Annotated in this window: 17 protein-coding genes and 2 pseudogenes; 15 read left to right on the top strand and 4 right to left on the bottom strand. The window is 61.3% G+C overall.

Going from position 1 to position 24,328, the window contains the following annotated elements:
• Positions 1-4 precede the first annotated feature (4 nt).
• A complete protein-coding gene (locus BJI47_RS17290) occupies positions 5-1,867 on the top strand; it encodes a mycofactocin system FadH/OYE family oxidoreductase 1 (protein ID WP_088944895.1) in 1,863 nt (620 codons plus the stop codon).
• Entirely contained in the window at positions 1,864-3,813 is a 1,950-nt protein-coding gene (locus BJI47_RS17285; RefSeq protein WP_088944894.1) for a mycofactocin system FadH/OYE family oxidoreductase 2, read from the top strand. The genes BJI47_RS17290 and BJI47_RS17285 overlap by 4 nt, the downstream gene beginning before the upstream one ends.
• A gap of 35 nt (positions 3,814-3,848) precedes the next feature.
• Here the strand turns inward: BJI47_RS17285 and BJI47_RS17280 are convergent, their stop codons facing one another.
• Both BJI47_RS17280 and BJI47_RS17275 read right to left on the bottom strand, forming a co-directional pair.
• Entirely contained in the window at positions 3,849-4,598 is a 750-nt protein-coding gene (locus tag BJI47_RS17280) for an IclR family transcriptional regulator (RefSeq protein WP_088944893.1), read from the bottom strand.
• Positions 4,598-6,103 carry an APC family permease gene (locus BJI47_RS17275; protein WP_088944955.1) on the bottom strand — a complete coding sequence of 502 codons (1,506 nt, stop codon included), beginning with the start codon at positions 6,101-6,103 and terminating at the stop codon, positions 4,598-4,600. The genes BJI47_RS17280 and BJI47_RS17275 overlap by 1 nt, the downstream gene beginning before the upstream one ends.
• Positions 6,104-6,361: 258 nt before the next feature.
• Between BJI47_RS17275 and BJI47_RS17270 the strand changes: the two genes are divergently transcribed.
• Together BJI47_RS17270 and BJI47_RS17265 are read left to right on the top strand one after the other, a co-directional pair.
• Positions 6,362-7,939, top strand: a complete 1,578-nt coding sequence (locus BJI47_RS17270) for a flavin monoamine oxidase family protein (RefSeq protein WP_088944892.1) — start codon at positions 6,362-6,364, stop codon at positions 7,937-7,939.
• Positions 7,940-7,971: 32 nt separating this feature from the next.
• A complete protein-coding gene (locus BJI47_RS17265; protein WP_088944891.1) occupies positions 7,972-8,619 on the top strand; it encodes a Rid family hydrolase in 648 nt (215 codons plus the stop codon).
• A 202-nt stretch (positions 8,620-8,821) separates the two neighbouring features.
• Here BJI47_RS17265 and BJI47_RS17260 read toward each other — a convergent pair.
• A pseudogene (locus BJI47_RS17260) lies at positions 8,822-9,548 on the bottom strand (aspartate/glutamate racemase family protein); the annotation flags it as partial.
• Between the two features lie 40 nt (positions 9,549-9,588).
• A pseudogene (locus tag BJI47_RS17255) lies at positions 9,589-10,394 on the bottom strand (cytosine permease); the annotation flags it as partial.
• A 184-nt stretch (positions 10,395-10,578) separates the two neighbouring features.
• On the opposite strand from BJI47_RS17255, the gene mftE reads away from it, so the two are divergent.
• From mftE to BJI47_RS17200, 11 genes are all read left to right on the top strand, one after another.
• Entirely contained in the window at positions 10,579-11,283 is a 705-nt protein-coding gene (gene mftE, locus BJI47_RS17250; RefSeq protein ID WP_088944954.1) for a mycofactocin biosynthesis peptidyl-dipeptidase MftE, read from the top strand.
• Positions 11,284-11,386: 103 nt separating this feature from the next.
• Positions 11,387-12,784 (top strand): mycofactocin biosynthesis glycosyltransferase MftF, encoded by a 1,398-nt coding sequence (gene mftF / locus BJI47_RS17245; protein ID WP_176224938.1) that lies wholly within the window; start codon positions 11,387-11,389, stop codon positions 12,782-12,784.
• Positions 12,781-14,250: a mycofactocin system GMC family oxidoreductase MftG gene (mftG, locus tag BJI47_RS17240; RefSeq protein WP_254900661.1), complete on the top strand. Its 1,470-nt coding sequence runs from the start codon at positions 12,781-12,783 to the stop codon at positions 14,248-14,250. The genes mftF and mftG overlap by 4 nt, the downstream gene beginning before the upstream one ends.
• Positions 14,251-14,381: 131 nt before the next feature.
• The gene (locus BJI47_RS17235; protein ID WP_088944888.1) at positions 14,382-15,677 is read left to right on the top strand and encodes a helix-turn-helix domain-containing protein; all 1,296 of its coding nucleotides are present in this window, start codon (positions 14,382-14,384) and stop codon (positions 15,675-15,677) included.
• A gap of 118 nt (positions 15,678-15,795) precedes the next feature.
• Positions 15,796-17,319, top strand: a complete 1,524-nt coding sequence (adh, locus tag BJI47_RS17230) for an aldehyde dehydrogenase (protein ID WP_088944887.1) — start codon at positions 15,796-15,798, stop codon at positions 17,317-17,319.
• Entirely contained in the window at positions 17,319-17,870 is a 552-nt protein-coding gene (locus tag BJI47_RS17225; RefSeq protein WP_254900660.1) for a DUF779 domain-containing protein, read from the top strand. The genes adh and BJI47_RS17225 overlap by 1 nt, the downstream gene beginning before the upstream one ends.
• A gap of 38 nt (positions 17,871-17,908) precedes the next feature.
• Complete coding sequence (locus tag BJI47_RS17220; RefSeq protein ID WP_088944953.1) at positions 17,909-18,880, top strand: cation diffusion facilitator family transporter; 972 nt, start codon at positions 17,909-17,911, stop codon at positions 18,878-18,880.
• Positions 18,881-18,995: 115 nt separating this feature from the next.
• On the top strand, positions 18,996-20,435 hold the full coding sequence (gene eat, locus BJI47_RS17215) for an ethanolamine permease (protein WP_088944952.1): 1,440 nt from the start codon (positions 18,996-18,998) through the stop codon (positions 20,433-20,435).
• Entirely contained in the window at positions 20,432-21,844 is a 1,413-nt protein-coding gene (locus BJI47_RS17210) for an ethanolamine ammonia-lyase subunit EutB (RefSeq protein ID WP_088944885.1), read from the top strand. The genes eat and BJI47_RS17210 overlap by 4 nt, the downstream gene beginning before the upstream one ends.
• A complete protein-coding gene (eutC, locus tag BJI47_RS17205) occupies positions 21,841-22,608 on the top strand; it encodes an ethanolamine ammonia-lyase subunit EutC (protein WP_088944884.1) in 768 nt (255 codons plus the stop codon). The genes BJI47_RS17210 and eutC overlap by 4 nt, the downstream gene beginning before the upstream one ends.
• Before the next feature lie 53 nt (positions 22,609-22,661).
• Complete coding sequence (locus BJI47_RS17200; protein ID WP_176224937.1) at positions 22,662-24,299, top strand: AMP-binding protein; 1,638 nt, start codon at positions 22,662-22,664, stop codon at positions 24,297-24,299.
• Positions 24,300-24,328: the final 29 nt, after the last annotated feature.

The following is a 24,328-nucleotide window of genomic DNA, read 5'->3' as shown; positions in this document are numbered from 1 at the left end:
AGAGGTGACTCTGCTGACGCAGCCGATCGTCCTCGGTGGACGGTCGGCTGCCAGTCGAGTGATGTTCGGCCCGCACGAAACCAATCTTGCTGACGGCCGGGCTTTCTCGCCGGAACTGGTCGAGTACTACCGCCGTAGGGCGGGTGCCGGGATCATCGTCACCGAGAATGCGTCGGTGCATCGGTCGGACTGGCCGTACGAGCGAGCGCCGCTGGCGTCGGAGTGCGGGCCCGGTTGGCAGGCTGTGGTCGACGCGTGCAGACCGAACGGAACGCTCGTTCTGGCAGGCCTGACTCACACCGGATCCCAAGGCTCGCCTGCGTACTCGCGGGAAGCACTGTGGGGGCCGTCGCACGTCGCAGACGTGGCTTCGCGTGAGTTGCCGATGGAGATGGAGTCGGAACACATCCGTGCCGCGGTGGACGGGTTCGCTGCCGCTGCTCGCGTTGCTGCCGCTGCCGACGTCGACGGCGTCGAACTCGATGCAGGCCCGTCGAGTTTGATACGGCAGTTCCTCTCCGGTCTGACCAATCTGCGAGAAGACGAATACGGCACCGATCGAATGCTGTTCGTACGAAACGTGATTGCCGCAGTGCGGGCCGAGCTCGGGTCGAATCGCATTGTCGCGCTGCGGCTGAGCTGTGACGAGGGAGCGCCGTGGGCGGGTATCACTCCCGCGATCGGTGCCGACATCGCCCGCGAGATCGCGCCGGAACTCGATCTGCTTACCGTCGTTCGAGGTGGGGCGATGGCCATGTCCTCCTATCGCCCGGACTTCCACACCGAGCCCGGGTTCAACCTCGACCTGTGCCGATCGGTATCGGACTCCGTCGACGGCATGGTTCCCGTTGTGTTGCAGGGCAGCATCGTCGACACGGTGATGGCCGAAGCCGCACTCTCCGAGGGTGTTGCGGACATCATCGAGATGACACGAGCGATGATTGCCGATCCCGATCTGGTATCGAAGTCGCGTGCCGGTGCGAGCCCGCGGCCGTGCATCCTGTGCAATCAGACCTGTCTGGTTCGGGATCCGCGTAACCCGACCGTGGCGTGCATCGGACGAGCAGGCGATGACCCGGAGCCGGACGGCGCAGGCACTGTGTTGGTGGTGGGAGGTGGCCCCGCTGGTCTCGAAGCAGCGCGGGTATTGGCTTTGCGGGGTCGGACGGTCACCTTGTACGAGCGTAAACCCGTGCTGGGGGGCATGTTTTCGCTCACGAGCGCTGGGGAGGCGTTGACCGATTGGCTCGCGGCCGAGTGCGTCCATCTCGGGGTCGATATCGTGACCGGGGTCGAGATCGGACCCAGCGATCTCGAGGCAGGAACGGATGTCGTTCTTGCGACCGGTAGTGTGCCGCGGCCACGATCGTTCGAGGTGGCACCAGGCGTGCACTACCTCGATTCCGGAGTTGTTCTGGAAGGTGCCGCGCTCGGCGAGGGGCCCGTTGTCATATGGGATCCGGTCGGTGGTCCCGTGGCTGTCGCACTGGCAGAGCGCTTTGCAAAAGCAGGTAGGGACGTTTCCGTGGTGACAGTCGACCAAATCATCGGCCGACACCTTTCCTTGTCCGGTGACCTCGCTCCGGCCAACGTTCGATTGCAGCGCGCGGGCGTCCAGCGTCATCTACTGTCAAAAATTCTGCGGGTCGGCGACGACGGCGCCGAGGTCGAGGACGTCCACACCGGGCAGCGGCGCATGATCGAATGCGCGGTGGTGGTGGACTGCTCGCATCGCTCTGCTGAGGATTCCTTGCACGGTCCGAGGCGAATGACGATAGGGGACTGCGTCGCACCTCGTTCTGCTGCCGAGGCCATTCGAGACGGGTACGACGCCGGAGTGCACAAGCCCACGGGGTCTGTCCGATGAACTATCCGCGGCTGTTCACCCCTCTCGACATCGGTCGGTCGACGCTGCGGAACCGAGTTGTCTTCGCTGCACATCTGACCAACTTCGCCGAGAACGGCCTCCCGACGGATCGCCACGCCGCCTATTACGCAGCTCGTGCCGCGGGCGGGGCTGGATTGATCATCGTCGAGGAACAGTCCACCCACCCGTCGGATCAGCCGTACGAGAAGATGATTCAAGGATATCGCCCAGCGGTGATACCTCGATATCGCGCGATCACCGACGCCGTACACGCGCACGGTGCGCTCGTTCTGGCGCAGGTCAACCACAATGGTGGACAGTCGTCGGGAATGTATTCGGGGCGTTCGGTCCTCGCACCCAGCGCCGTCCCCGATCCGCTCTTTCGAGAGGTACCACATTCCCTCGACCGGGTCGAGATCGGCGAGTTGGTAGACGGATATGTGCGGGTCGCCGAGCATTGCAGGGACGGCGGATTCGACGGCGTGGAGCTACAGTGTTCACAGTCCTCGTTGATCCGAATGTTCCTGGCGCGCGCGACGAACCATCGCACCGACGAATACGGGGGTGACCTCGCCGGGCGAGCTCGATTCTTGGTGGAGGTTGTCTCGGCAGTCCGCGCCGCTCTGGGGCCCGAGATGATCGTTGGAGTGAGGCTGAGCGGGCAGGAATACATCGAGGGGGGTATCCGTCTGGACGAAGCCGTGGACACCGCTGTCCTCGTCGAACGAACCGGTTCGGTCGATTACATCAATACCGCAATCGGCGTGGCGACCTCGACGCTCCACCTGATCGAGGCATCGATGGCAACGCCCCATGGTTACGCGAACTTCGTGCCCAGCGCGATCCGAGAGCGGGTGTCGTTGCCGGTGATCGGGGTCGGACGATTCACCACGCCGGAGATGGCCGAGCAAGCTCTCGCCGACGGTGTGTGCGATCTGGTCGGAATCGTTCGTGGCCATATTGCAGACCCTGAGTTCGCGAACAAGGCCCGTGAAGGCCGTGCACGTGAAGTCCACACCTGTCTGTCCTGCAATCAGGACTGCATCGGACGCGTCGGGATGAACGCCGCACTGGAGTGCGTCGTAAACCCAAGCGCCGGAAGAGAGTTACTAGCAGTGTCGGCGTTGCCCGCATCGAGACGGACAGTCCTGATCGTCGGCGGTGGACCGGCAGGACTGCAGGCGGCATCGAGTGCTGCCCATGCAGGGCACGACGTCACGTTGTACGAACGCCAGCCACAGACCGGGGGACAGGTCCGGACCGCAGGACGGGCTCCCCATCGCGCCGAATTCGCCGGAGTCGTCGATGTTCTCGAAGCCGAATGCCGCGCACGCGGAGTGAAAATTCGAACGGGCGTGGAGGTCGACAGAATGCTCGTTCTGACGCAGAAGCCGAACGTTGTGGTGATCGCGACCGGGGCAAACCCGGTGCGCCCGGAGTGGGCAGGTGCCCACGATCATGTCGTCGACGTCCGTGAGGTCCTCGACGGCACGGCGGCACTGTCAGGTCGCGTCCTGATCGTCGACGAACTGAGTTTCCACCAAGCGACGTCGACGGCCGAATTTCTGGCCGAGCGCGGCTGTCAGGTGACGGTATGCACGCCGGGGATGGTCGTCGGGCAGGATCTCGGGCTCACGCTGGACATGGAAGGGTGGCGGCGGCGCGCACACGAACAGTCGATCACCTGCCTGACCGATGTCGTCCCGGTCCAGCTACGCGCCGGCCTCGACATTTCGCTGCTCCATCACCCCACCGGGGTGACAGCGAACCATCGGTTCGATTGGATCGTCTGCTCGCTCCATCAGAACCCGGAAGATTCACTGTGGAACGAACTGAAGGGCGAAGGGCTTGCGGTCGTGCGCATTGGCGACGCCGTCACACCTCGCCGACTGGATTCCGCGATACGCGAGGGGGAGCGAGCGGCGAAGAACCTCGCATCGACGTGACTGTAGAGCCCAGACGGGTTAGCAAAGGAGCAGGGTCATCGGGCAGTACCAATTTCACGAGCCGAGGCCGTGAGCAGTTCGATCAATCCCGCATCGTCTGTATGCAGCCGTCCAGTCCTCCCGATAACAGCCAAAGCGCCGCGGACTCCATCGGCGTCGTCTCGGATGGGGACGGCGATAGCCGATCTGCCTACCTTGATCTCGTCGACCTCAATGGCGATGCCGCAACTTCGGATTCGGCTCAACTCGACAGCAAGATCAGCAAGATCAGTGATGGTGCGACTGGTGAACTTGCGCAGGTCCTTCAAGCTGACCCCGTCAGGCCTGTTGGCCAACAGCAGCTTCCCTATAGCCGATGCGTGTGGGTGCGTCGCGAGAGCGGATTCGCCGGGTAGTTCGTGGTCGGGGTCGCGATCGATAAGAGCGATCCGGTCGTGCTGATACGAAACGAGATAGACCCCGAATCTGGTGTGACTGCGGATTTCGTCGATGATTTGCCGATGGTCTACGACAGCAGTCTGCGGGGCAGCACCTGCCAGTTCCCGCGTTCGACGGCCGAGCGCGAAGCCGGACAGATCCTCGATCCGAACCAGATATCCGTCGGCCACCAGAAGATTCAGCAGACGGTATGCGGTTGCCGGTGCAATGCCAGTGAAGTTGGCGACGTCCTTGGCGCGTGCTCCAGAGCCGATTTGCGCGACGGCTTCCAGTAGGGCAAGCGCCTTTTGGACCGCTCGTGGTTCGTGACCTCCAGTTTCTGGCACTCTCGTTGTCCGCGTCACCATCAGCGGGGGTCGTGTCGGGTCAGTTTGACGAGTGCTACTGCGCCGCGGGAGTTCTTGCCGTAGGACGCGGCACCGGGGAGTACGTCGTTGGACTCGGCGCTGTCGAAGACTCCGATCGAATCGAGAACCTTCGGAGTGCGATGGCGTAGGTATCTGTGCCAAGCGAGCCCAGACCCCGCGAGAATTGTGAATACGGTCAGGGAGGTGAGGTTTTGTTCCCGGCAGACTGAGACCACCAGGCTGGTCAGAGTCGCGCAGCCCACTGCGCAACCGAGCACACCGGACACGATCACTGCTGGGGTGAGTTCACCGATCCGCTGGAGGAATCGAACAGCAGCGACTGCCACCACGGTATAGCCGAGGACGATGGAGGCTCGGGCGAGCAACTTGACGTCCTCGAACACGACGGAGCCGTCGATGAAAGCGAATATAGAACTGGCGGTGGCCAATCCGGCGATCACGACGGTCAGCGCGACGTGGGGTGTACGGAACGAACGATGGACTTGGCTGAAAACGCGGGGAAGTACCCTCTCGATCCCCATTGTGTAGACAAGACGAGAAGCCGCATTGGACGAAGCCATGGACGATGCGAGCCACGAACAACTCAACCCTACGTTCAGCGCAACGACGAGCCACGCGTCGATGCCGGTGGAGGTGCCATGAAGGTACGCGTTGATCAACACCCCGCCGCGACCGGACCACACCGCCCATGCTGCGAACGTAAAGAGGGCTCCGCAGATGACAGGCGTCAAGAGAACGGTTCGAGTGATCGTCACCAACGGACGCTTGGCCTCGGGTGCGAAAAACGTTGCGCTTTCGAATCCGGCGAGTGCGAACATCGCACCGAGCGCGACCAGGAGCAGTCCGTTCGATGCGCCGGATGGCTCTATTTGCACCTCCTGGGGGGCCGGAAACATCATCAAACTCACGATGAACAGCAGCGAGCACAGTTCGACGACGAGAATGGCAGTGGCGGCGAATCGAACACCACGCAGCAGGCACGCGAGCATCAGTAGGCCGAAAGTTGCGTAGATCAGCAGGGTCCACAGGACACCAGCAGCATTCAGGCCGGTCTCCCGCAGGACAGTACGTACGGCATGGCCACCGAAATACATCGTCATGGCTCCGCTCGCGCAGTACTTGCACAGCATCGCCGCACCGACAGTCAATGCGCCGCGGCTACCGACACCTTGAAACGCGAAGGTGTACAAACCACCCGATGCTGCGAAGCGGCGAGTGAACTGAGATCCGCAGAATGCGATCATCGACACGATGACAGTCGCGGCAACGACAGTGAGCAGCCCGCTGAGCATCGTCTCGTTGGTGAGCATCGTGATTGGAAGAATCACCATCGACGCTGCGGGTGCCGTCGTTGCAATTGCCTGCGCGAGAACCTCGGTGCCGGACATCTGGCGACGGCCGAGCGCGCGGAGCGGCGAGAGCGCTGGCCGATCGGGTTCGCGCGCAGCGAAGGACGAAGTGATTGCGTGTTCGAGTGCAGACATGATTTCCGAAAATAGTTGCGACATGTTGCCCGCGGGTTGCGGCGATGCTTCGGTCGGGTTCCTGCGAATGAGAACGCCTGGACAACCGCCGCATGTTTTCTCACACGGAGTTCGGAGATGGTATCGCCGCATTTCCATCTCCGACTCTTTCGAGTTCCACGATTGACCGGAATCGAAACCAGCTGGTCTGGCAGTAAGCGTGAAGAGAATCCGGCAGAAGGAGTGTAAGAACACATGGCAGTAACAAGGAGATCGTTCATGCGGGGACTCGGCGTCACCGGCGGTGCGGGCTTGGCCTACGGTGCGATGTCCACGCTCGGCCTTGCTCCTACCGCCGCAGCTTCGCCGTCGCGATTCCAGGCTCCGGCGATGGCAGATTTGCTGGGTAGGGTCGAGGGGAGCCCGTCCGTGGTCGTGCTGGGTGGCGGGCCCGCCGGATTGTGCGCGGCGTACGAGTTACAGAAGGCCGGTTACTCGGTCACCATCGTCGAGGCGCGGGCGAGGCCAGGGGGTCGCGTGTGGTCGGCGCGCTCAGGCACCGAGGAAACGGACCTGAACGGGGAGACTCAGAAGTGCGCGTTCTCAGAAGGGCATTTCTACAACGTAGGCGCGACCCGAATCCCGCAGAGTCACATCACTATGGACTACTGCAAGGAACTGGGCGTCGAACTGCAGACTTTCGGCAACCAGAATGCGAATACGTTGGTGAACTACAAGAGCGATACTGCGCTGTCGCGGCAGTCGGTGTCCTATCGCGCGGCCAAGGCCGACACCTACGGCTACATGTCGGAGTTGTTGCAGAAGGCCGCAAGTCGTGGAGCACTCGACGACGTTCTGACCCCCGATGACAAGGACGCGCTGTCGGAGTTTCTGAGCAGCTTCGGTGACCTCTCGGACGACGGCCGTTATCTCGGTTCGACCCGTCGGGGGTACGACTCCGAGCCGGGTGGCGGCTTGAACTTCGGTGCCGAAACCAAGCCTCAGGGTATGTCGGACGTCATCCGAAGCGGCATCGGACGAAACTTCAGCTTCGAGTTCGGATACGACCAGGCCATGCTGATGTTCTCACCGGTAGGTGGCATGGATCAGATCTATTACGCGTTCGAGGACAGAATCGGGCTGGACAACATCGTCTACGGCGCGGAGGTGACCGCGATGAACAATACCTCCGACGGTGCCACGGTCGAGTACACGAAAGATGGCGTGAGAGAATCGATCTCGGCCGAGTATGTGATCTGCACAATCCCACCGGCTCTGGTCAAGCGTCTGGACAACAATTTCCCATCCGACGTACTCCTTGCGTTGAATGCGGCGAAGGCCACGCCGTCGGGCAAGCTCGGAATCGAGTACTCGAGGCGCTGGTGGGAGACCGACGAGCGCATCTATGGCGGCGCCAGCAATACGGACATGGACATCTCGCAGATCATGTTCCCGTACGACCATTACAACTCCGATCGCGGAGTTGTCGTCGGCTACTACAATACCGGCAGAAGACACCAAGCATTCGAGTCACTGACGCACAAGCAACGACTGGCCAAGGCCTTGGCAGAGGGCTCGATGATCCACGGTGACAAGTACACCAAGGACATAGCGTCGTCCTTCTCTGGTAGTTGGCGTCGAACAAAATTCTCGGAATCGGCCTGGGTTTCATGGGCCGGAGCGGGCGACTCACATGGCGGGATGGCCACCCCTGAATACGAGAAGTTGCTCGAACCTGTCGACCGGATCTATTTCGCGGGCGATCACCTTTCCAATGCAATCGCTTGGCAGCATGGTGCATTCACCTCCGCTCGCGACGTCGTCACTGCCATTCATGCCCGCGTCACCGCGTCTTGATCCCGAATCTCTCTCGAAAGGAACAACACTCAATGTCCAATGCCACACGTTCGTTCACCGCAGCCCTTGCCGCCGGGACAGTCCTCTTCGCTGCGGCGTGCTCGTCGGAAACCGATCCAGCAGTCGAGCCATCAGCGGCATCCGGCGCACGCTCGGTCATCGAACCCGGCGAAGCGACCCCGATGATTGCGCAGGGAGTGGAGATCGGCAGCGATGCAACGGTGTACAAAACCAGCGGGATCGGACCATCAGCGATGAACAAGGCAGCTCCGGAGGGTAGCGCAGAGTCCTATATCGACACTGATCAGTTCTCCGGCGGCACACTGCCTGCAGGCGTCAGCGTGACCGAGGCCCAAGGAATCGGTGTCCTGAAAAAGATCAGAAGCAATCTCGAAGCCGAGGGATACGCGCTCGAAGACGTCGTAACCATGCGGGTGTTTCTGGATAATGCTCCAGGAACCGAGCGGGCTGACTATTCTGGTTGGAATCGGGCGTATCGGCAATTCTTCGCCAACACCGATCTCGACAGCAACGAGACCGAACTCGTGCCGATGGGCACCGCTGAGCCTGCGGCGCCGATGGAACGAAATGCCGCACGACCGTCGCGCTTCGCGCTCGAGGTCGCATCACTCCCAGTTCCGGGATGGCTCGTCGAGGTCGAGGTCGACGCGGTGAAATAGGAGTCTGTGGACCAACGGTGCCGTTACGAATCGACGGTGTCGTTGGTTCCCCAATTCGGCTTGTCCGCGGTGAAAATCCACGAGATGCCGTATTCCCCCTGATATCCGACCTTCGCGACCGAGTGGTAGCGGTTGTGGACCTTCCGCAGGAACGGAAGGACGTTGGCGCATAGTGGTTGTGGCGCAGTCGTGACGACACTTCGGTTCCGAAGATCGCCAACAGTCCGGCGTAGGGTTTGGGTGGCGGTGGTGCGAACTCGCCACTCTTGCTTGGCCTCAACCCCATGGCAACGAGTGATTGTACGAACAGCGTTGCGGCAGTAACACCATCAACGACGGGTACCGCTGATCGCGTTCTGAATGTCTTCGCACAGGTCGGCCATACCGGCGCAGCCGAGGACGATGGCATCACTGCCGTCGCGTAGCAGTGCTTCGCGACAAGTTTCGGTGATGACCTTGGGTGCATTTGCGTCGGTCTCCAGTTCCAGTACTGGAATTCGACAGGCATGGACACCTCTGCACCGACTCGACATCCCGTAGTGGGCGGCTAGGTCCAACGCTCGTCCAGTGGTTCGCTCCAGTGTGGTCACGACGGAGAATCTGCGCCCGAGGAAGCTTGCTGTATGCATTGCCGCCTCGGCGATCCCGACGACAGGTCCCGATGCCACCTCACGGGCGGCATCCATCCCTGGATCACCGAAGCACGCGATGACATATCCGTCGACGCCCTGCGTCTCACCGAGGACTACCTGCTCGAGTATGCCTGGGATGCTGAGAGCCTCGTCGACGTGGGATTCGATGGAGGTAGGCCCCATCGATGGGCTGACTGCCTCGAAGAATGTGTCCGGGCCTGCGACGGCCCGGGCACATTCTTCGATCTTGGCGGTCATCGAAGCGGTGGTGTTCGGGTTGATGACCTTGATGTACACGCGGCAGTTCCAGTGCTTTGGTCGGAGCGTCGACGTTCGTCACAGCGAGCTTCGTCTTGGTGGCGAGGAAGTAGCAGAGGACGAATCCGACTGCACAGCCGATGAACCAGCTGTGTTTCGACGCGGTAGACATGCCACCGATCTCCCGTCCTGCCGGTGACATCGCGAACAACTCGTCGACGACGACCTTCTGCTTGCGGACCAGATAGTAGTCGGCGATCAGGACGCCGAACAGCGGTCCGATGAAAGCGTCGAGGGTCAAGTGGATGACGTCCGGGTTGTTGTACAGGTTCCACGGTGTGATCAGGATCGAGCCCACGGCAGCGACCATTCCACCGGCACGCCAACTGATCCGCTGCCGGCTGACGTTGGAGAAGTCGAACGCGGGGGAGATGAAGTTTGCGACGATGCTGATGCCGATGGTGGCGATCGTGAACGTCAGTGACGCTGTGACGCTGTGACGCTGTGACGCTGTGACGCTGTGACGATGACGAGGATCGAGAAGTTCAGGAAGTTGACCGGTAGACCCAGGAAGTTTCCTTTCTTCACTGCCGCGTAGGACTTGGCGTAGCGCGAGAAGTCACCGAATCTGAGCATCGGACCCGAAAAATGGGAGACTACGAGCGCGACGGCTCCGAGCATGATCGGGATCGAACTCCACCCCGTATGCTGAACCCCACCCAGATTGAGATCGATTGCGCGCCAGCCTGCTTTCCAGATGAGGTAACCGCACAGCATGAACATGACGACGTAGACGGCGGGGCCGCAGAAATCGATGAACTTGCGGATGGACTCCATTCCTCGCCAGAAGACAGCGGCCTGGACGATCCACAGGAAAAGGAAGCTGATCTAGTAGGTTGTCGCTCACTGAGGGTCGCAATACTCAGTTGCGCAAGAAGTACTGATCTCCGTCGTGGTGGCATGTAAGTTCCTTCCGGTATCACACCAGCGGCACATTAGTTCGACATTGCTTCGTATGTGTGAAGATTCGGTGGAGAGCGTGGGGCAAGCGTCCGATAGCATTATCGGAATGCTGCCGCCACCCGTCACCGAGCCGTCGCGACTAGGCATCGGTGGGTGGCCGCGAGTGCAAGGCGCTCAGACCGTCGTTGTGCCCGTCGGATCGTTCGAGCAGCATGGACCGCACCTGCCGCTGGACACCGATACCCGCATCGCCGAGGCGCTCGCGGAGCGGCTACCCGACACCGTTCTTGCTCCGGCGATCGCCTACGGAGCAAGTGGGGAGCACGAGGGCTTTCCCGGGACCGTATCCATCGGTTCGGACGCGTTGCACGCAGTTCTGGTCGAGTACGGACGCTCGGCGTGCCGTTGGGCTGAGCGTGTCGTATTCGTCAACGGTCACGGTGGAAACGTTTCGACGCTGATCTCCGCCGTCGGACTGCTGCGTTACGAGGGCCGCGATGTCGCGTGGCTGCCCTGTGCCGTCCCCGGCGCGGACGCGCACGCCGGGCGCACCGAAACTTCACTGCTGCTCTACCTTTCACCCGACGTCGTCGACATGTCCCGTGCGGAGGTAGGCAATACCGACACGATCAATTCTTTGCTTCCGCGCCTGCGTGCAGGGGGCACGAAGGCGGTATCACCCAACGGGATACTCGGTGACCCGCGACTGTCCAGCGGGGATGAGGGCGAGGTAGTACTGCAGGACATGTGTGCACGGGGCAGCACTGCGGTGCGTCGGTGGGCACCATCCAACACTGGAATGTTGACGTGATTCAGGTCCCCGAACCGTCCGGTCGAAACCGGCTCCGAGTATGTTCCTCGAAATTTAGGGCAGTGGATGACACAGCGGCGCAATGTCCGCTTACGATCACCTGATGGGTCAAGGTCGGTTACCTGATGGATTCGGGGTACGAGTCGATCCTCGTGTTCGCAAATACTCCGAAGGTCGAGTGTTGATCGGTGGCTCACCCACCAGAATGTTGAAGCTTGCACCTACCGCTGCCGCCATGATCGGCGACGGGTTTCTCGAGGTCACCGACTCGCAGTCCGCGCTCGTTGCGCGCAAACTGCTGGACTCCGGCGTCGCCAACCCGCGGCCGATGTCCATCCCGTCTCCGCAGGACGTGACTGTCGTCGTTCCGATGAAGAACAATGCATCCGGTCTCGGCAGGTTGCTTCCTGCACTCCACGGCTTGAACGTCATCATCGTCGACGACGGATCCGACGAGCCGGTGACCGCGCCGCCGATGGCCTGGAGTGTCGGTGGGGTGACGGTCCTACGTCACGAGACCTCCAGAGGGCCTGCGGCAGCTCGAAACACGGGACTTCGGAGTGCAACAACAGATTTCGTTGCCTTTCTCGACTCGGATGTCGTTCCCCGCAAGGGATGGCTCGAGGTGATGCTGGGGCACTTCTCGGATCCGGCGGTGGCGCTCGTCGCTCCTCGTATCGTTGCTCTCGAACCCGAGGGCAACGCCTTGGCCAGGTACGAGCATGCTCGCTCCTCTCTCGATCTCGGTCGCCGGGAAGCGGCCGTTCGGGCGGGTAGTTCGGTGTCCTACGTCCCCAGCGCAGCCATGTTGATACGTAGGCGCGTAGCCGAGGAATGCAATGGGTTCGACGAATCGATGCATGTCGCCGAGGACGTCGATCTGTGCTGGAGGTTGCAGGAAGCCGGCTGGTGCTTGCGATACGAACCCGTGGCGCACGTGGCTCACGATCATCGAGTGACGTTCGGACGGTGGTTCGGCCGCAAACTGTTCTACGGCACCGGCGCCAGCCCTCTTGCCGAGCGTCACCCCGGAATGGTCCCGCCGATTTCGATGTCACCCTGGACCCTGATCGCGACCTTGTTCGCTATCAGTTTCACCAAGATCGGACTGCTGGGCGCACTGGCGACTCTCACAGTGACCATCGGTCGACTACGTCGAATGTTCGTCGGGCTCGATCAGCCCACGCGCATCGCCGCGATACTCGCAGCCGAAGGATTCGTAGCAGGGATTTGGCAACTTGCATCGGCGATGTGTCGGCACTATTGGCCGATAACCCTGCTGGCAGTGTTGCTTTCGAGTCGAATCAGGAAGATTGCGCTCGGACTAGCTGTTGCCGAAGCGCTGGCCGACTGGTACAACCATCGTGAACTCGGCGGTTTGGATCCGGTACGGTACGCCTTTTTCAAGCGGGTCGACGACATCGCGTACGGCACAGGCCTATGGCGAGGTGCTGCCACGTCTCGGAGCTTGAAGGCTTTGACTCCTCGCATGGACACGTGAGCCCGGTCGAGGCTTCGTACGCCGATGTGATCGTCGTAGGTGGCGGTTCTTGTGGTGCCGTCGTGGCATCGCGAGCGAGCGAGAATCCGGATTGTCGGGTAGTGCTTGTCGAAAGTGGGCCCGGGCCCTCGAGCGATGGGACGTACCCGCCGGAGATCATTGACGCACACGTCCTGCCTGTCGGTCCGTCGAGCCCCTGGATATCGACGTACCGTGCGGAACTGACGCCCGAGATCACCCGCTGGATCTCACGTGGTCGAGTCCTCGGAGGTTCTGGCGCAGTCAACGGTGGGTACTTCGTGCGGGGTAGGCCTCGAGACTTCGACGCCTGGCCGGCTTCCTGGTCTTTCGACGACGTGTTGCCCTTCTTCCTGCAGTCGGAAACCGATCTGGATATCTCTGGCGAGTGGCATGGTCGAGGTGGTCCGATGCCGGTGGCGCGGACCCCTCGCGGGGTGCAGAACGAGATCACGAAACTGTTCCACGACGCGGCTATCACGCTTGGCTACCCCGGGGATCCGGACATGAACGATCCGACTTCCGCCTGCGGAATAGGTGCGGTTCCACTCAATGTCGTCGACGGTAGAAGAGTGAATACTGCTGCAGCATATGTACTTCCGGTACTCTACCGATCCAATCTGGATGTCTTCACTGAAACAACGGCTTTGGCAGTGCTTTTCGATGGAACCCGTGCGACGGGCGTCGAAGTAGTTCGTAACGGACGTGTTTCGCGGGTCATTGCACCATCGGTGGTCCTCTGTGCAGGGGCGGTTCGCACCCCGCAGTTGCTCATGCTCTCCGGTGTAGGTCCTGCGGATCACATTGCGGAGCTCGGTGTTCCGGTCGTTCTGGATCACCCGTTCGTGGGTCGGGAGTTCAGCGATCATCCAGAAGTCGGCGTCCACTATCGAGCACCGCTACCCTTCGAGCCCGCGTCACCCCTACAAGAAGTGCTGCATGTCGATGATCTGGAAATACGCCCTTACACAGCGGCGTTCGATCGACTGATCCCCGGACTGCCGATCGGTGACCCGATGATCGGCGTCGGCCTGATGAGGTCCGACAGTCGTGGCGACATCACGCTGGTGTCAGCGGACCCCATGGTTGCCCCAATCGTGAAATATCGATACTTGGAATCGGTGGGCGATCGTCGCGCAGTCCAGGCGGGGCTCGATCGTGTTGCCGAATTGCTCGGAACGCTGTCGAGGCGCCATCCGATCGAGGTGCTCGAAGTCCGGGGCGACCCTCTGCTGAGTCGACTGGGGACTTCGCTTCACCTTTCGGGGAGTTGCGCGATGGGCAACGACAACGGCGTTCTCGACGATAGGTTGCACGTGCAGGGGATCGAGGGTCTGATGGTGGCCGACACATCTGCCTTTCCTGTTGTCCCTACGCGTGGACCGCATGCGACTGCAGTCATGCTCGCCGAGCGTGCGGCGGACTTCCTTTCGGCGTCCATGACGTAAGTCATTTCTTCTCGAGGTTGGAGCTGTAAGACCTCACACCTCGAGGCTCGGCGCGGTAATCGCATAGCTGTATCCTGAACTATGTGAGCTGCGTTACAGTGGCGTGAACATGCGGGAAGGCGTGCATCGGAATGACAGCTAGATTTCCAGGGCAGGGCAACCCCTGGATTGCCGTTCGCCCAGGTGAAGACGTCGATGTTCTCGCCCGCGAGATGTCCACCGCGCACCGACTCTTCGTCGACGACGAACCGCCATCGTCCGATTCCGTCCGATCGGTAGTCCTGGACTCATGGCTGCGCAGCCGAACCAAGGGTGTGAATCCGGACGGTGGAAACGATTCGCTCGCCCTTTCCGGCGCCGAACTCGAGCGATATCGCGACGGTCACCCGATGTCGATCATCAGGCCGGTCATCCGCAAGCTGCTCGTCGAGGATGCAGCCGACACCGGTCTGCTGGTCGCGATTTCCGATGCCGAGGGCAGATTGTTGTGGGTGGAGGGGGATGCGACCGCCAAGGATCGCGCTCTGACCATGAACTTCGCCGAGGGTGCCGATTGGAGTGAAGAGTCCAAGGGAACGAATGCGCCGGGGACGGCGCTCGCCGTCGATCATTGCGTCCAGATCTTCGCGGCCGAGCACTTTTCCCGTTCGGTGCACGAGTGGAGTTGCTCGGCGGCTCCCGTACATCATCCGACGAGTGGACATATTCTCGGCGCAATCGACATCACCGGTGGCCCGAGAGTTGCTGTGCCCGAAGTGCTCTCACTGATCCGTGCGACCGTGGCTGCGGCCGAGTCCGAGCTTCGGATGCATCTGATGAATTCTCCGAAGTCGCTGGGGGACACAGCACCTCGCCTCGAAGTGCTCGGGAGCGGGCGGCCAGGGTTGGTGCGTGGCAGCGGTAGGGTGGCGCTGTCGCAACGGCATGCGGAAATACTGTTGCTGCTGGGTGATCACCCTGAAGGTTTGAGTTCGGATCATCTCGCTGTGCTACTCGATGAACACGAACTCGACTCCGTGACGATCCGTGCCGAGATGTCGCGTCTACGGAAGACCTTCGGCGCGTCCGGGCTCGCATCTCGACCGTACCGGTTGGTCGGTGAACTGGCCTCGGATGTAAGTGATATCCGCCGTGCGCTCGACCGCGGTGATGTGGAGGCCGCGATGCGGATCTACTCGGGGCCCGTGCTTCCAGGTTCGTCGGCACCAGGCATCGACGAAATTCGCGAAGAACTGCGATCCAGGATGCAAGCAGCCCTGCTTCGTGTCGGCGACCCTGTCTTGCTCGCCCAGTGGACCTCCTCGATCCACGGTCGCACCGACGTAATTGCCTGGGAGGCGTATCGCGCCAGTTTGAACGCAGATTCTGCGCTTTACGGCCAGGTCAACGCGCGTATCGATCTACTCGACCGCCAGTTGGGTGTCTGATTCGATCCATGCCGAGCACAGCAACGTAGTTGCTGCCCAGCACAGCAACGTAGTTGCAACGTTGCAAACCCTAGTGTTCTGAATCACATCAGTTCGGTTGATCAGAAGGAGTCACTAGATGTCCGTCTATGCCCGTCCCGGTACGGCCGAAGCAATCATGTCGTTCCAGCCACGCTACGAAAACTGGATCGGTGGAGAATGGGTGCCGCCGGTCAAGGGGCAGTACTTCGAGAATCCGACCCCTGTCACCGGTGAGAATTTTTGCGAGGTTGCTCGCTCGACCTCCGAGGACATCGAGCTGGCTCTCGATGCTGCGCATGCCGCTGCTCCCGCATGGGGTAAGACATCCGCTGCCGAGCGCGCCGTGATCCTCAACAAGATCGCTGACCGAATCGCCGAAAACCTCGAATCCATCGCGCTCGCCGAGTCCTGGGACAACGGCAAGCCGATCCGCGAAACCCTGAACGCCGATATCCCTCTGGCAGTGGACCACTTTCGTTACTTCGCGGGTTGCATTCGTGCACAGGAAGGTTCGCTTTCCGAGATCGACAACGACACTGTCGCTTACCACTTCCACGAGCCACTCGGCGTGGTCGGCCAGATCATCCCATGGAACTTTCCGATCCTCATGGCGGTCTGGAAGCTCGCGCCCGCACTTGCTGCCGGCAATGCCGTCGTGCTCAAGCCTGCCGAGCAGACGCCGGCCTCGATCCTTCATTTGATTTCGATCATCGGCGACCTCCTGCCGCCGGGAGTGCTCAATATTGTCAACGGTTTCGGTGTCGAAGCGGGCAAGCCACTTGCCTCGAGCCCCCGGATCGCCAAGATCGCTTTCACCGGTGAGACCACCACTGGCCGTCTGATCATGCAGTACGCGTCTCAGAACCTGATTCCGGTCACACTCGAGCTCGGTGGCAAAAGCCCCAACGTCTTCTTTTCCGACGTCCTTGCCCACAACGACGACTACCAGGACAAGGCGCTCGAAGGCTTCACGATGTTCGCGCTCAATCAGGGTGAGGTGTGCACCTGCCCGTCGCGTTCGCTCATCCAGGCTGACATATTCGACGAGTTCCTGGCCCTCGCTGCGATCCGCACGAAGGCTGTGCGTCAGGGTGATCCGCTGGACACCGAGACGATGATAGGTGCACAGGCCAGTAACGATCAGCTCGAAAAAATCTTGTCCTACATCGAAATCGGCAAGGGCGAAGGTGCACAGATCGTCACCGGCGGTGAGCGCGCCCAACTCGGTGGAGATCTCAACGGTGGCTACTACATGCAGCCGACGATCTTCACCGGCAAGAACAACATGCGAATCTTCCAGGAGGAGATCTTCGGACCAGTTGTTTCGGTGACCTCCTTCAAGGACTACGAAGAGGCCATCGAGATCGCGAACGACACGCTCTACGGACTCGGAGCGGGCGTCTGGTCGCGAGACGGAGGAGTCGCCTACCGTGCCGGCCGCGACATCAAGGCTGGTCGTGTGTGGACCAATACCTACCACCAGTACCCGGCGCACTCCGCGTTCGGTGGGTACAAGCAATCGGGCATCGGACGTGAGAATCACAAGATGATGCTCGACCACTACCAGCAGACGAAGAACCTTCTGGTGAGCTACGCCCAAAAGGCTCAGGGCTTCTTCTGATGTCCGGCAGGCCTGCGGCTCCGGCCCCGCCTGCGCGTCTACGAGCAACCGCCGGGGCGATGGAGCTTCTCTGTCGCCTCGGCGGTATCCACGGGGAACTGATGATGCATCAGTCCGGTGGATGCTGTGACGGGTCGTCGCCGATGTGCTATCCCGCAGGGGAATTCATCGTCGGTGACCGGGATGTGTTGTTGGGTCTTCTGGACCTACGTCTCGGCGTGGGAGATATCCCGGACAACCTTCCCGAAGGCACTGACGCCGTTCCGGTTTGGATATCTGGTTCTCAGTTTCAAGCGTGGAAGCACACTCAACTCGTACTGGACGTCGTGCCGGGGCGCGGTGGAGGCTTTTCCTTGGAATCACCCGAGGGCGTACGTTTCCTCAGCCGTGGACGTGCGTTCACGGGCGCGGAGAACGAACTTCTCGAGAACTATCCGCCTATCGTCGGACTCGACTGGGAAGAGGGGCGCAGACCCGAAGTGCCCGAGGACATCCTGGTGGTCGCCGTAGCTGCGGACGCGTGTCCGGTACCCGGGATGCTCCAAGGCTGACAACGTGCCAGTTCGAACCGATGAAGAGTGTCGAACCGATGAAGAGTTCCACGACCGCCCCAGTTACCGGCGGCAACAGCTTTCGCACTGTGATCATCGCCTTCCTGGCGAATCTCGGCGTCGCTGTCGCCAAGACTGTAGCCGCAGTCATCACCGGTTCCGCTTCGCTGGTCGCCGAGGCCGCGCACTCGTGGGCAGACACCGGCAACGAGATATTCCTGCTCGTCGCCAACAAGCGGGGCTCGCGCGGCCCGGACGACGAACGTCCGCTCGGACACGGACGAGAGACCTACTTCTGGTCGACGCTTGCGGCCGTCGGCCTGTTCGTCGCCGGTGCGGCCGTGTCCATCTGGCATGGAATCACGTCGTTGTTCGCAGGCGAGTCCAGCGCCGAGAACTACGAGGTGGCCTATGCCGTACTGGCGATCGCCTTCATTCTGGAAGGAGTGTCGTTTCTCCAATCCGCTCGCCAGATTCGTAGTGAGGCAGCGGAGTACGAGCGCGACTTTCTGGACCAGGCATTGCAGACCTCGGACCCGACGCTTCGCGCGGTCTTCGCCGAGGACGCTGCCGCGTTGATCGGCCTGGTCATTGCAGGAGCCGGAATCGGGCTGCACCAGCTCACCGGCAACGCGGCGTGGGATGCGATGGGTTCCATTCTCGTCGGCATACTTCTGGCGATCGTCGCATTCGTTCTGATCGACCGGAACCGCCGTTTTCTCACCGGCGAACCCGGGTCGCGAGCACTATGGCAAGCAGTAGTCGACAGGATCGAAGAGCTACCGGGTGTTGCGTCGGTGAACTCCGTTCGTATCGAGTTCGTCGGGCCCAAGCAGATCTATGTTGTGGCAAGTGTCGATCTCGTCGGTGACGCCATCGAATCGTCGATCGCGCACACGCTCCGGCGACTGGAACGTGCGCTAGAGACCAACGACGCTGTTGTGGACGCAGTGCTGACAGTCGCGGAACCGGACGAGGGCGACATCGGTGACGTCAACCAAGTGACGTAGGACGCCGTAATTCCCTCGTCATCGAAAGATGACATTTTGCTTACACAGCGGGCCTATCTTGAGCCGACTCGCGCAACCCACGCGCGAGAACCTCCATTTGCACGAGAGGACTTTCATGTCTGTCAGCGATCCGACGGCATCCCATCACGGCGGTGTCGATTCACACGTCGAAGGCGGCGACTACCTCGCCAAACGAACGTTGAAGAAAGGCACGGCCGGTTGGGTCCTCCTTGCCGGACTCGGTGTCAGTTACGTTATCTCCGGGGACTATTCGGGGTGGAACTTCGGTCTCGAACAAGGTGGGTTCGGCGGACTTCTCATCGCGGGCGTACTGATCGCCGGAATGTATTTGGCGATGGTGCTCGGAATGGCCGAAATGTCCTCGGCACTCCCAGCGGCGGGAGGCGGCTACACCTTTGCCAGGCGTGCACTCGGGCCGTGGGGTGGGTTCGCCACCGGTACGGCGATTCTCATCGAATACGCGATAGCGCCGGCCGCGATCGCCACCTTCATCGGGGCCTACGTCGAATCCCTCGGCCTTTTCGGAATCACCGATGGGTGGTGGGTATATCTGGCGGTCTACGCCATCTTCATCGGCATCCACCTCACCGGCGCTGGTGAGGCACTGAAGATCATGTTCGTCATCACCGCCATCGCGTTGGTCGGATTGGTGATCTTCGTCCTCGCCGCGCTCGGAAAGTTCGACGCGAGCAACCTCACCGACATCGCCCCGACGGATGCAGCGGGCGCGTCGAGCTTCCTGCCGTTCGGATACCTCGGAATCTGGTCAGCGGTCCCGTTCGCGATTTGGTTCTTCCTCGCAGTGGAGGGAGTGCCACTCGCCGCGGAGGAGGCCAAGGACCCGACCAAGAACGTCCCGCGCGGCATCATCGCTGCAATGGGCATCCTGCTCGTCACCGGCGCCTCGGTGCTCTTCCTCGTCACGGGCGCAGGTGGGGCCGAGGCGATGCAGTCCTCGGGCAATCCACTCGTGGAAGCGCTCGGCGACAGTGGAGCAGCCAAGGTGGTGAACTACATCGGACTTGCCGGCCTTGTCGCCAGCTTCTTCTCGATCATGTACGCCTACTCGCGGCAGTTGTTCGCGCTCTCTCGTGCCGGATATCTACCGAAGACGCTTTCTGTCACCAACTCTCGCAAAGCTCCCGTTCTTGCCCTCATCGTGCCCGGCGTCATCGGTTTTCTGCTTTCGCTGACCGGGCAGGGTGCGATGTTGCTCAACATGGCAGTGTTCGGCGCCGCGCTGAGTTACGTTCTGATGATGATCAGCCACATCGTGCTGCGTCGCAAAGAACCGGAGATGGAACGCCCGTACCGCACTCCCGGTGGCATCGTCACTACCGGCTTCGCGCTGGTAATCGCTGCGCTGGCCGTCGTCGCAACGTTCCTGGTCGACAGTACTGCCGCGCTCTGGTGCCTGGGAGTATTCGCTGCTTTCATGCTGTACTTCGGTGTCTACAGCCGCCATCACCTGGTTGCGAACTCACCCGACGAAGAGTTCGCAGCGTTGGCGAAGGCAGAAGCAGAGCTCGAATGACCATCTACACGCAGCAGATATCGGGCACCACCTACCAGTTCGACTCTCTCGTGGAACTGATGGCCAAAGCGACGCCATTGCGCTCGGGCGACGAATTGGCCGGGTGCGCAGCACAATCGGACGCAGAGCGTGCCGCAGCACAGTGGGCACTGTCGGAAGTCTCTCTCGGAGTATTCCTGCAGGATCTTGTGGTTCCCTACGAAACCGACGAAGTCACCAGACTGATCATCGACTCGCACGACCGAGTCGCGTTCGGCGCAGTCTCGCATCTGACGGTAGGAGGACTCCGTGACTGGCTTCTGAACACTGCTGCCTCGACCTCGGCTGCTGCGACACTACGCGCAGTGGCACCCGGGCTCACCCCCGAGATGGTGGCTGCAGTCAGCAAGATCATGCGGAACCAGGATCTGATCGCAGTGGCACGTGCTGTCGAGGTCACCGCAGCGTTCCGTACGACGATAGGCCTGCCGGGAACCCTCGCCACGAGGCTGCAACCCAATCATCCGACCGATGATCCACGCGGTATCGCGGCGGCGACGCTGGACGGGTTGCTGTTGGGGTCGGGGGACGCCGTCATCGGAATCAACCCGGCGACCGATTCACCTCATGCGACGTCGGACCTATTGCATCTCCTCGATGACATCCGTCAGCGTTTCGAGATCCCGACGCAGTCCTGCGTACTATCGCACGTCACGACGACGATGGAGCTGATCGAAAAAGGTGTTCCCGTCGACCTGGTCTTTCAGTCCGTGGCGGGAACCGAGGGCGCCAATTCTGGCTTCGGCGTTAATGTTTCGCTCCTCCGTGAAGCCAACGAAGCAGGTCGATCGCTGCACAGGGGAACCGTCGGCAACAACGTCATGTATCTCGAGACCGGCCAGGGTTCAGCGCTGAGCGCCGGCGCGCACCTTGGAATGGGAGGCAAACCAGTCGACCAGCAAACGTTGGAGACGCGGGCGTATGCGGTATGCCGCGACCTCGAACCGTTGCTGGTCAACACCGTCGTCGGATTCATCGGACCCGAGTACCTCTACGACGGTAAGCAGATCATCAGAGCCGGGCTCGAGGACCACTTCTGTGGAAAGCTGCTCGGCCTACCGATGGGTGTCGACGTCTGTTACACCAACCACGCCGAGGCCGATCAGGACGATATGGACACGCTGTTGACCCTGCTCGGCGCCGCCGGAGTGGCCTTCGTCATCGCCGTTCCCGGTGCGGACGACGTCATGCTCGGCTATCAGAGTTCGAGTTTCCACGACGTCCTGTACGTGCGCCAGGTATTGGGGTTGAAGCCTGCGCCCGAATTCGCAGCCTGGCTCGATCGCCTGGGCATGGTGGACTCCCATGGTCGGATACTCGACGTCGATGCAACGGGTTCTCCGTTACGAGCACTGACGGGCACGCGATGACCGAGATCGAACCCACCGACTTCTGGGCGGACCTGAGACTGAGTACGCAGGCTCGAATCGGGCTGGGCCGCACCGGCGATTCACTGCCGACGCGACGTGTTCTCGAGCTCAGGTCCGCACATGCCGCGGCCCGTGACGCCGTACACACGCCACTGGAGGTGGACTCGTTCGCAGTCGCCGTCGAGCGGGTAGGGATCGGTGCTCCCGCCGTCGTGACATCGAAGGCGACTTCGCGCGCGGAGTATCTCCGCAGACCGGACCTAGGCCGACAGCCCCACGATCTGTCCTCGATCACGCCGGGGGAGTTCGATATCGGATTCGTGCTGAGCGACGGACTCTCGCCGCGCGCACTGACCGATCATGGAACCTCGATGTTGGAAGCGCTTGTCGAGGAATTGGCAGACCTGTACTCGATGGCGCCGCCGGTCATCGCGACCGAGGCTCGGGTGGCACTGGGCGATCACATCGCAGAGGCAATGGGGGTGCGCACTGTCGTCGTGCTGATCGGTGAACGCCCAGGACTGTCGGTGGCGGACAGCCTGGGCATCTATCTCACGCATCTACCTGCACCAGGTAGGTCGGACGCCGACCGAAACTGCATTTCGAACATTCATCCACCGGAAGGATTGGGTTATCGGCAATCCGCGAAGATCGTTGCCGGACTCGTGCGTGGTGCGCGCACCCTGGGGCGTTCGGGTGTGGCGCTGAAGGACACTTCTCGAGCGGACGTTCTCGAGTTCTCGGAGACCATGACGCTCGACTGAGTACCCCTGTCCGGGGGTGGTCCTCGGTGACGCAGCTCACTATCGTGGGAGTCATGGAGACACTCAGCTATGCGTCAGGAGCGTCGTCTCAGCCGCTGCTCGCAGACACTATCGGAGCAAATCTGGATCGAATTGCATCGCTGTACGGCGGGCATGATGCGCTGGTAGATGTCGTGTCCGACCGGCGGTGGACCTATTCGGAGTTCCTCGCGGACGTGGAACTGTTGGCCGCGGGCCTGCTGGTGCAAGGCGTTTCGAAGGGCGATCGCGTCGGCGTCTGGGCCCCGAACTGCCCGGAGTGGGTACTGGCGCAGTACGCGAGCGCCAAAATCGGTGCCATTCTGGTCAATATCAACCCGGCCTACCGCACCCACGAGTTGCGGTTCGTACTGAAGCAATCAGGCGTGTCGGTCCTGTTGTCGGCGCAGGAGTTCAAGGGAGCGGACTACGCGGCCATGATCGAAGAGGCCCGTGCGGAAGCTCCTGATCTGCGGGAAGTCGTATACATCGGCAGCTTCGGTTGGGAATCGATGACCGATCGCGGGCATCGCGCGCTGGCCGAGCGACCACGAATGGTCGCCGACGTGCAGGACCAACTGCGGGTCGACGATCCGATCAATATCCAATACACTTCGGGTACAACAGGATTCCCCAAGGGTGCCACGCTGAGCCACAGCAACATTCTGAACAACGGATTCTTCGTCGGCGAGCTGTGCCACTACACGGCCGAGGATCGAGTGTGTATCCCAGTGCCGTTCTACCACTGCTTCGGCATGGTCATGGGCAACCTTGCCTGCACAAGCCACGGCAGCGCCATGGTGATCCCTGGACGAGCTTTCGAGCCTGCTGCCACGCTCGCCGCCGTCGAGAAGGAGAGGTGCACGTCGCTGTACGGCGTTCCGACGATGTTCATCGCCGAACTTGCGCTGTCTGAGTTCGATTCGTTCGACCTGTCGAGTCTGCGGACCGGCATCATGGCGGGTTCGCCGTGCCCTGCGGAGATCATGAAGCAGGTGATCGACAGAATGGGAATGAGTGAGGTGTCCATTTGCTATGGCATGACCGAAACTTCGCCCGTCTCGCTGCAAACTCGTAGCGAGGACACTATCGATCAACGAGTCTCGACGGTGGGTGCAGTAGGTCCGCATCTCGAGGTGAAGATCGTCGACCCCACGACCGCGGAGACCGTACCGCGCGGTGAGCCGGGGGAGCTGTGCACACGAGGCTATTCCGTCATGGCCGGGTATTGGCAGAACCCGGAAAAGACCGCCGAGGCCATCGACGCCGAGGAGTGGATGCACACCGGTGACATCGGAGTCATGGACGCCGACGGTTACGTCGCCATCACGGGGCGGATCAAGGACATGGTCATCAGAGGGGGAGAGAACATCTACCCCCGAGAGATCGAGGAGTTTCTGTACTCCCACCCCGACATCCTCGACGCTCAGGTAATCGGAGTTCCCGACGCGAAGTACGGCGAAGAACTGATGGTGTGGATAAGGATGAGGGAAAATTCGGTACCGCTCGACGCCGCTGCGGTTCGTGCATTCAGCGAGGGAAAACTGGCGGGCTACAAGATCCCGCGGTACGTCCACGTCGTCGATGAATTCCCGACAACGGTCACCGGAAAGGTGCGGAAAGTCGAGATGCGTGAGAAGTCCATCGGAATGCTGGACATGGAATCGCAGTGACCCATGACGCGGATCGGGCGCCGTCGGGA

This window comes from Rhodococcus sp. 1168 (assembly GCF_002091955.1).
GTDB lineage: Bacteria > Actinomycetota > Actinomycetes > Mycobacteriales > Mycobacteriaceae > Rhodococcoides.
This window is presented reverse-complemented; position numbering and strand designations above follow the sequence as displayed.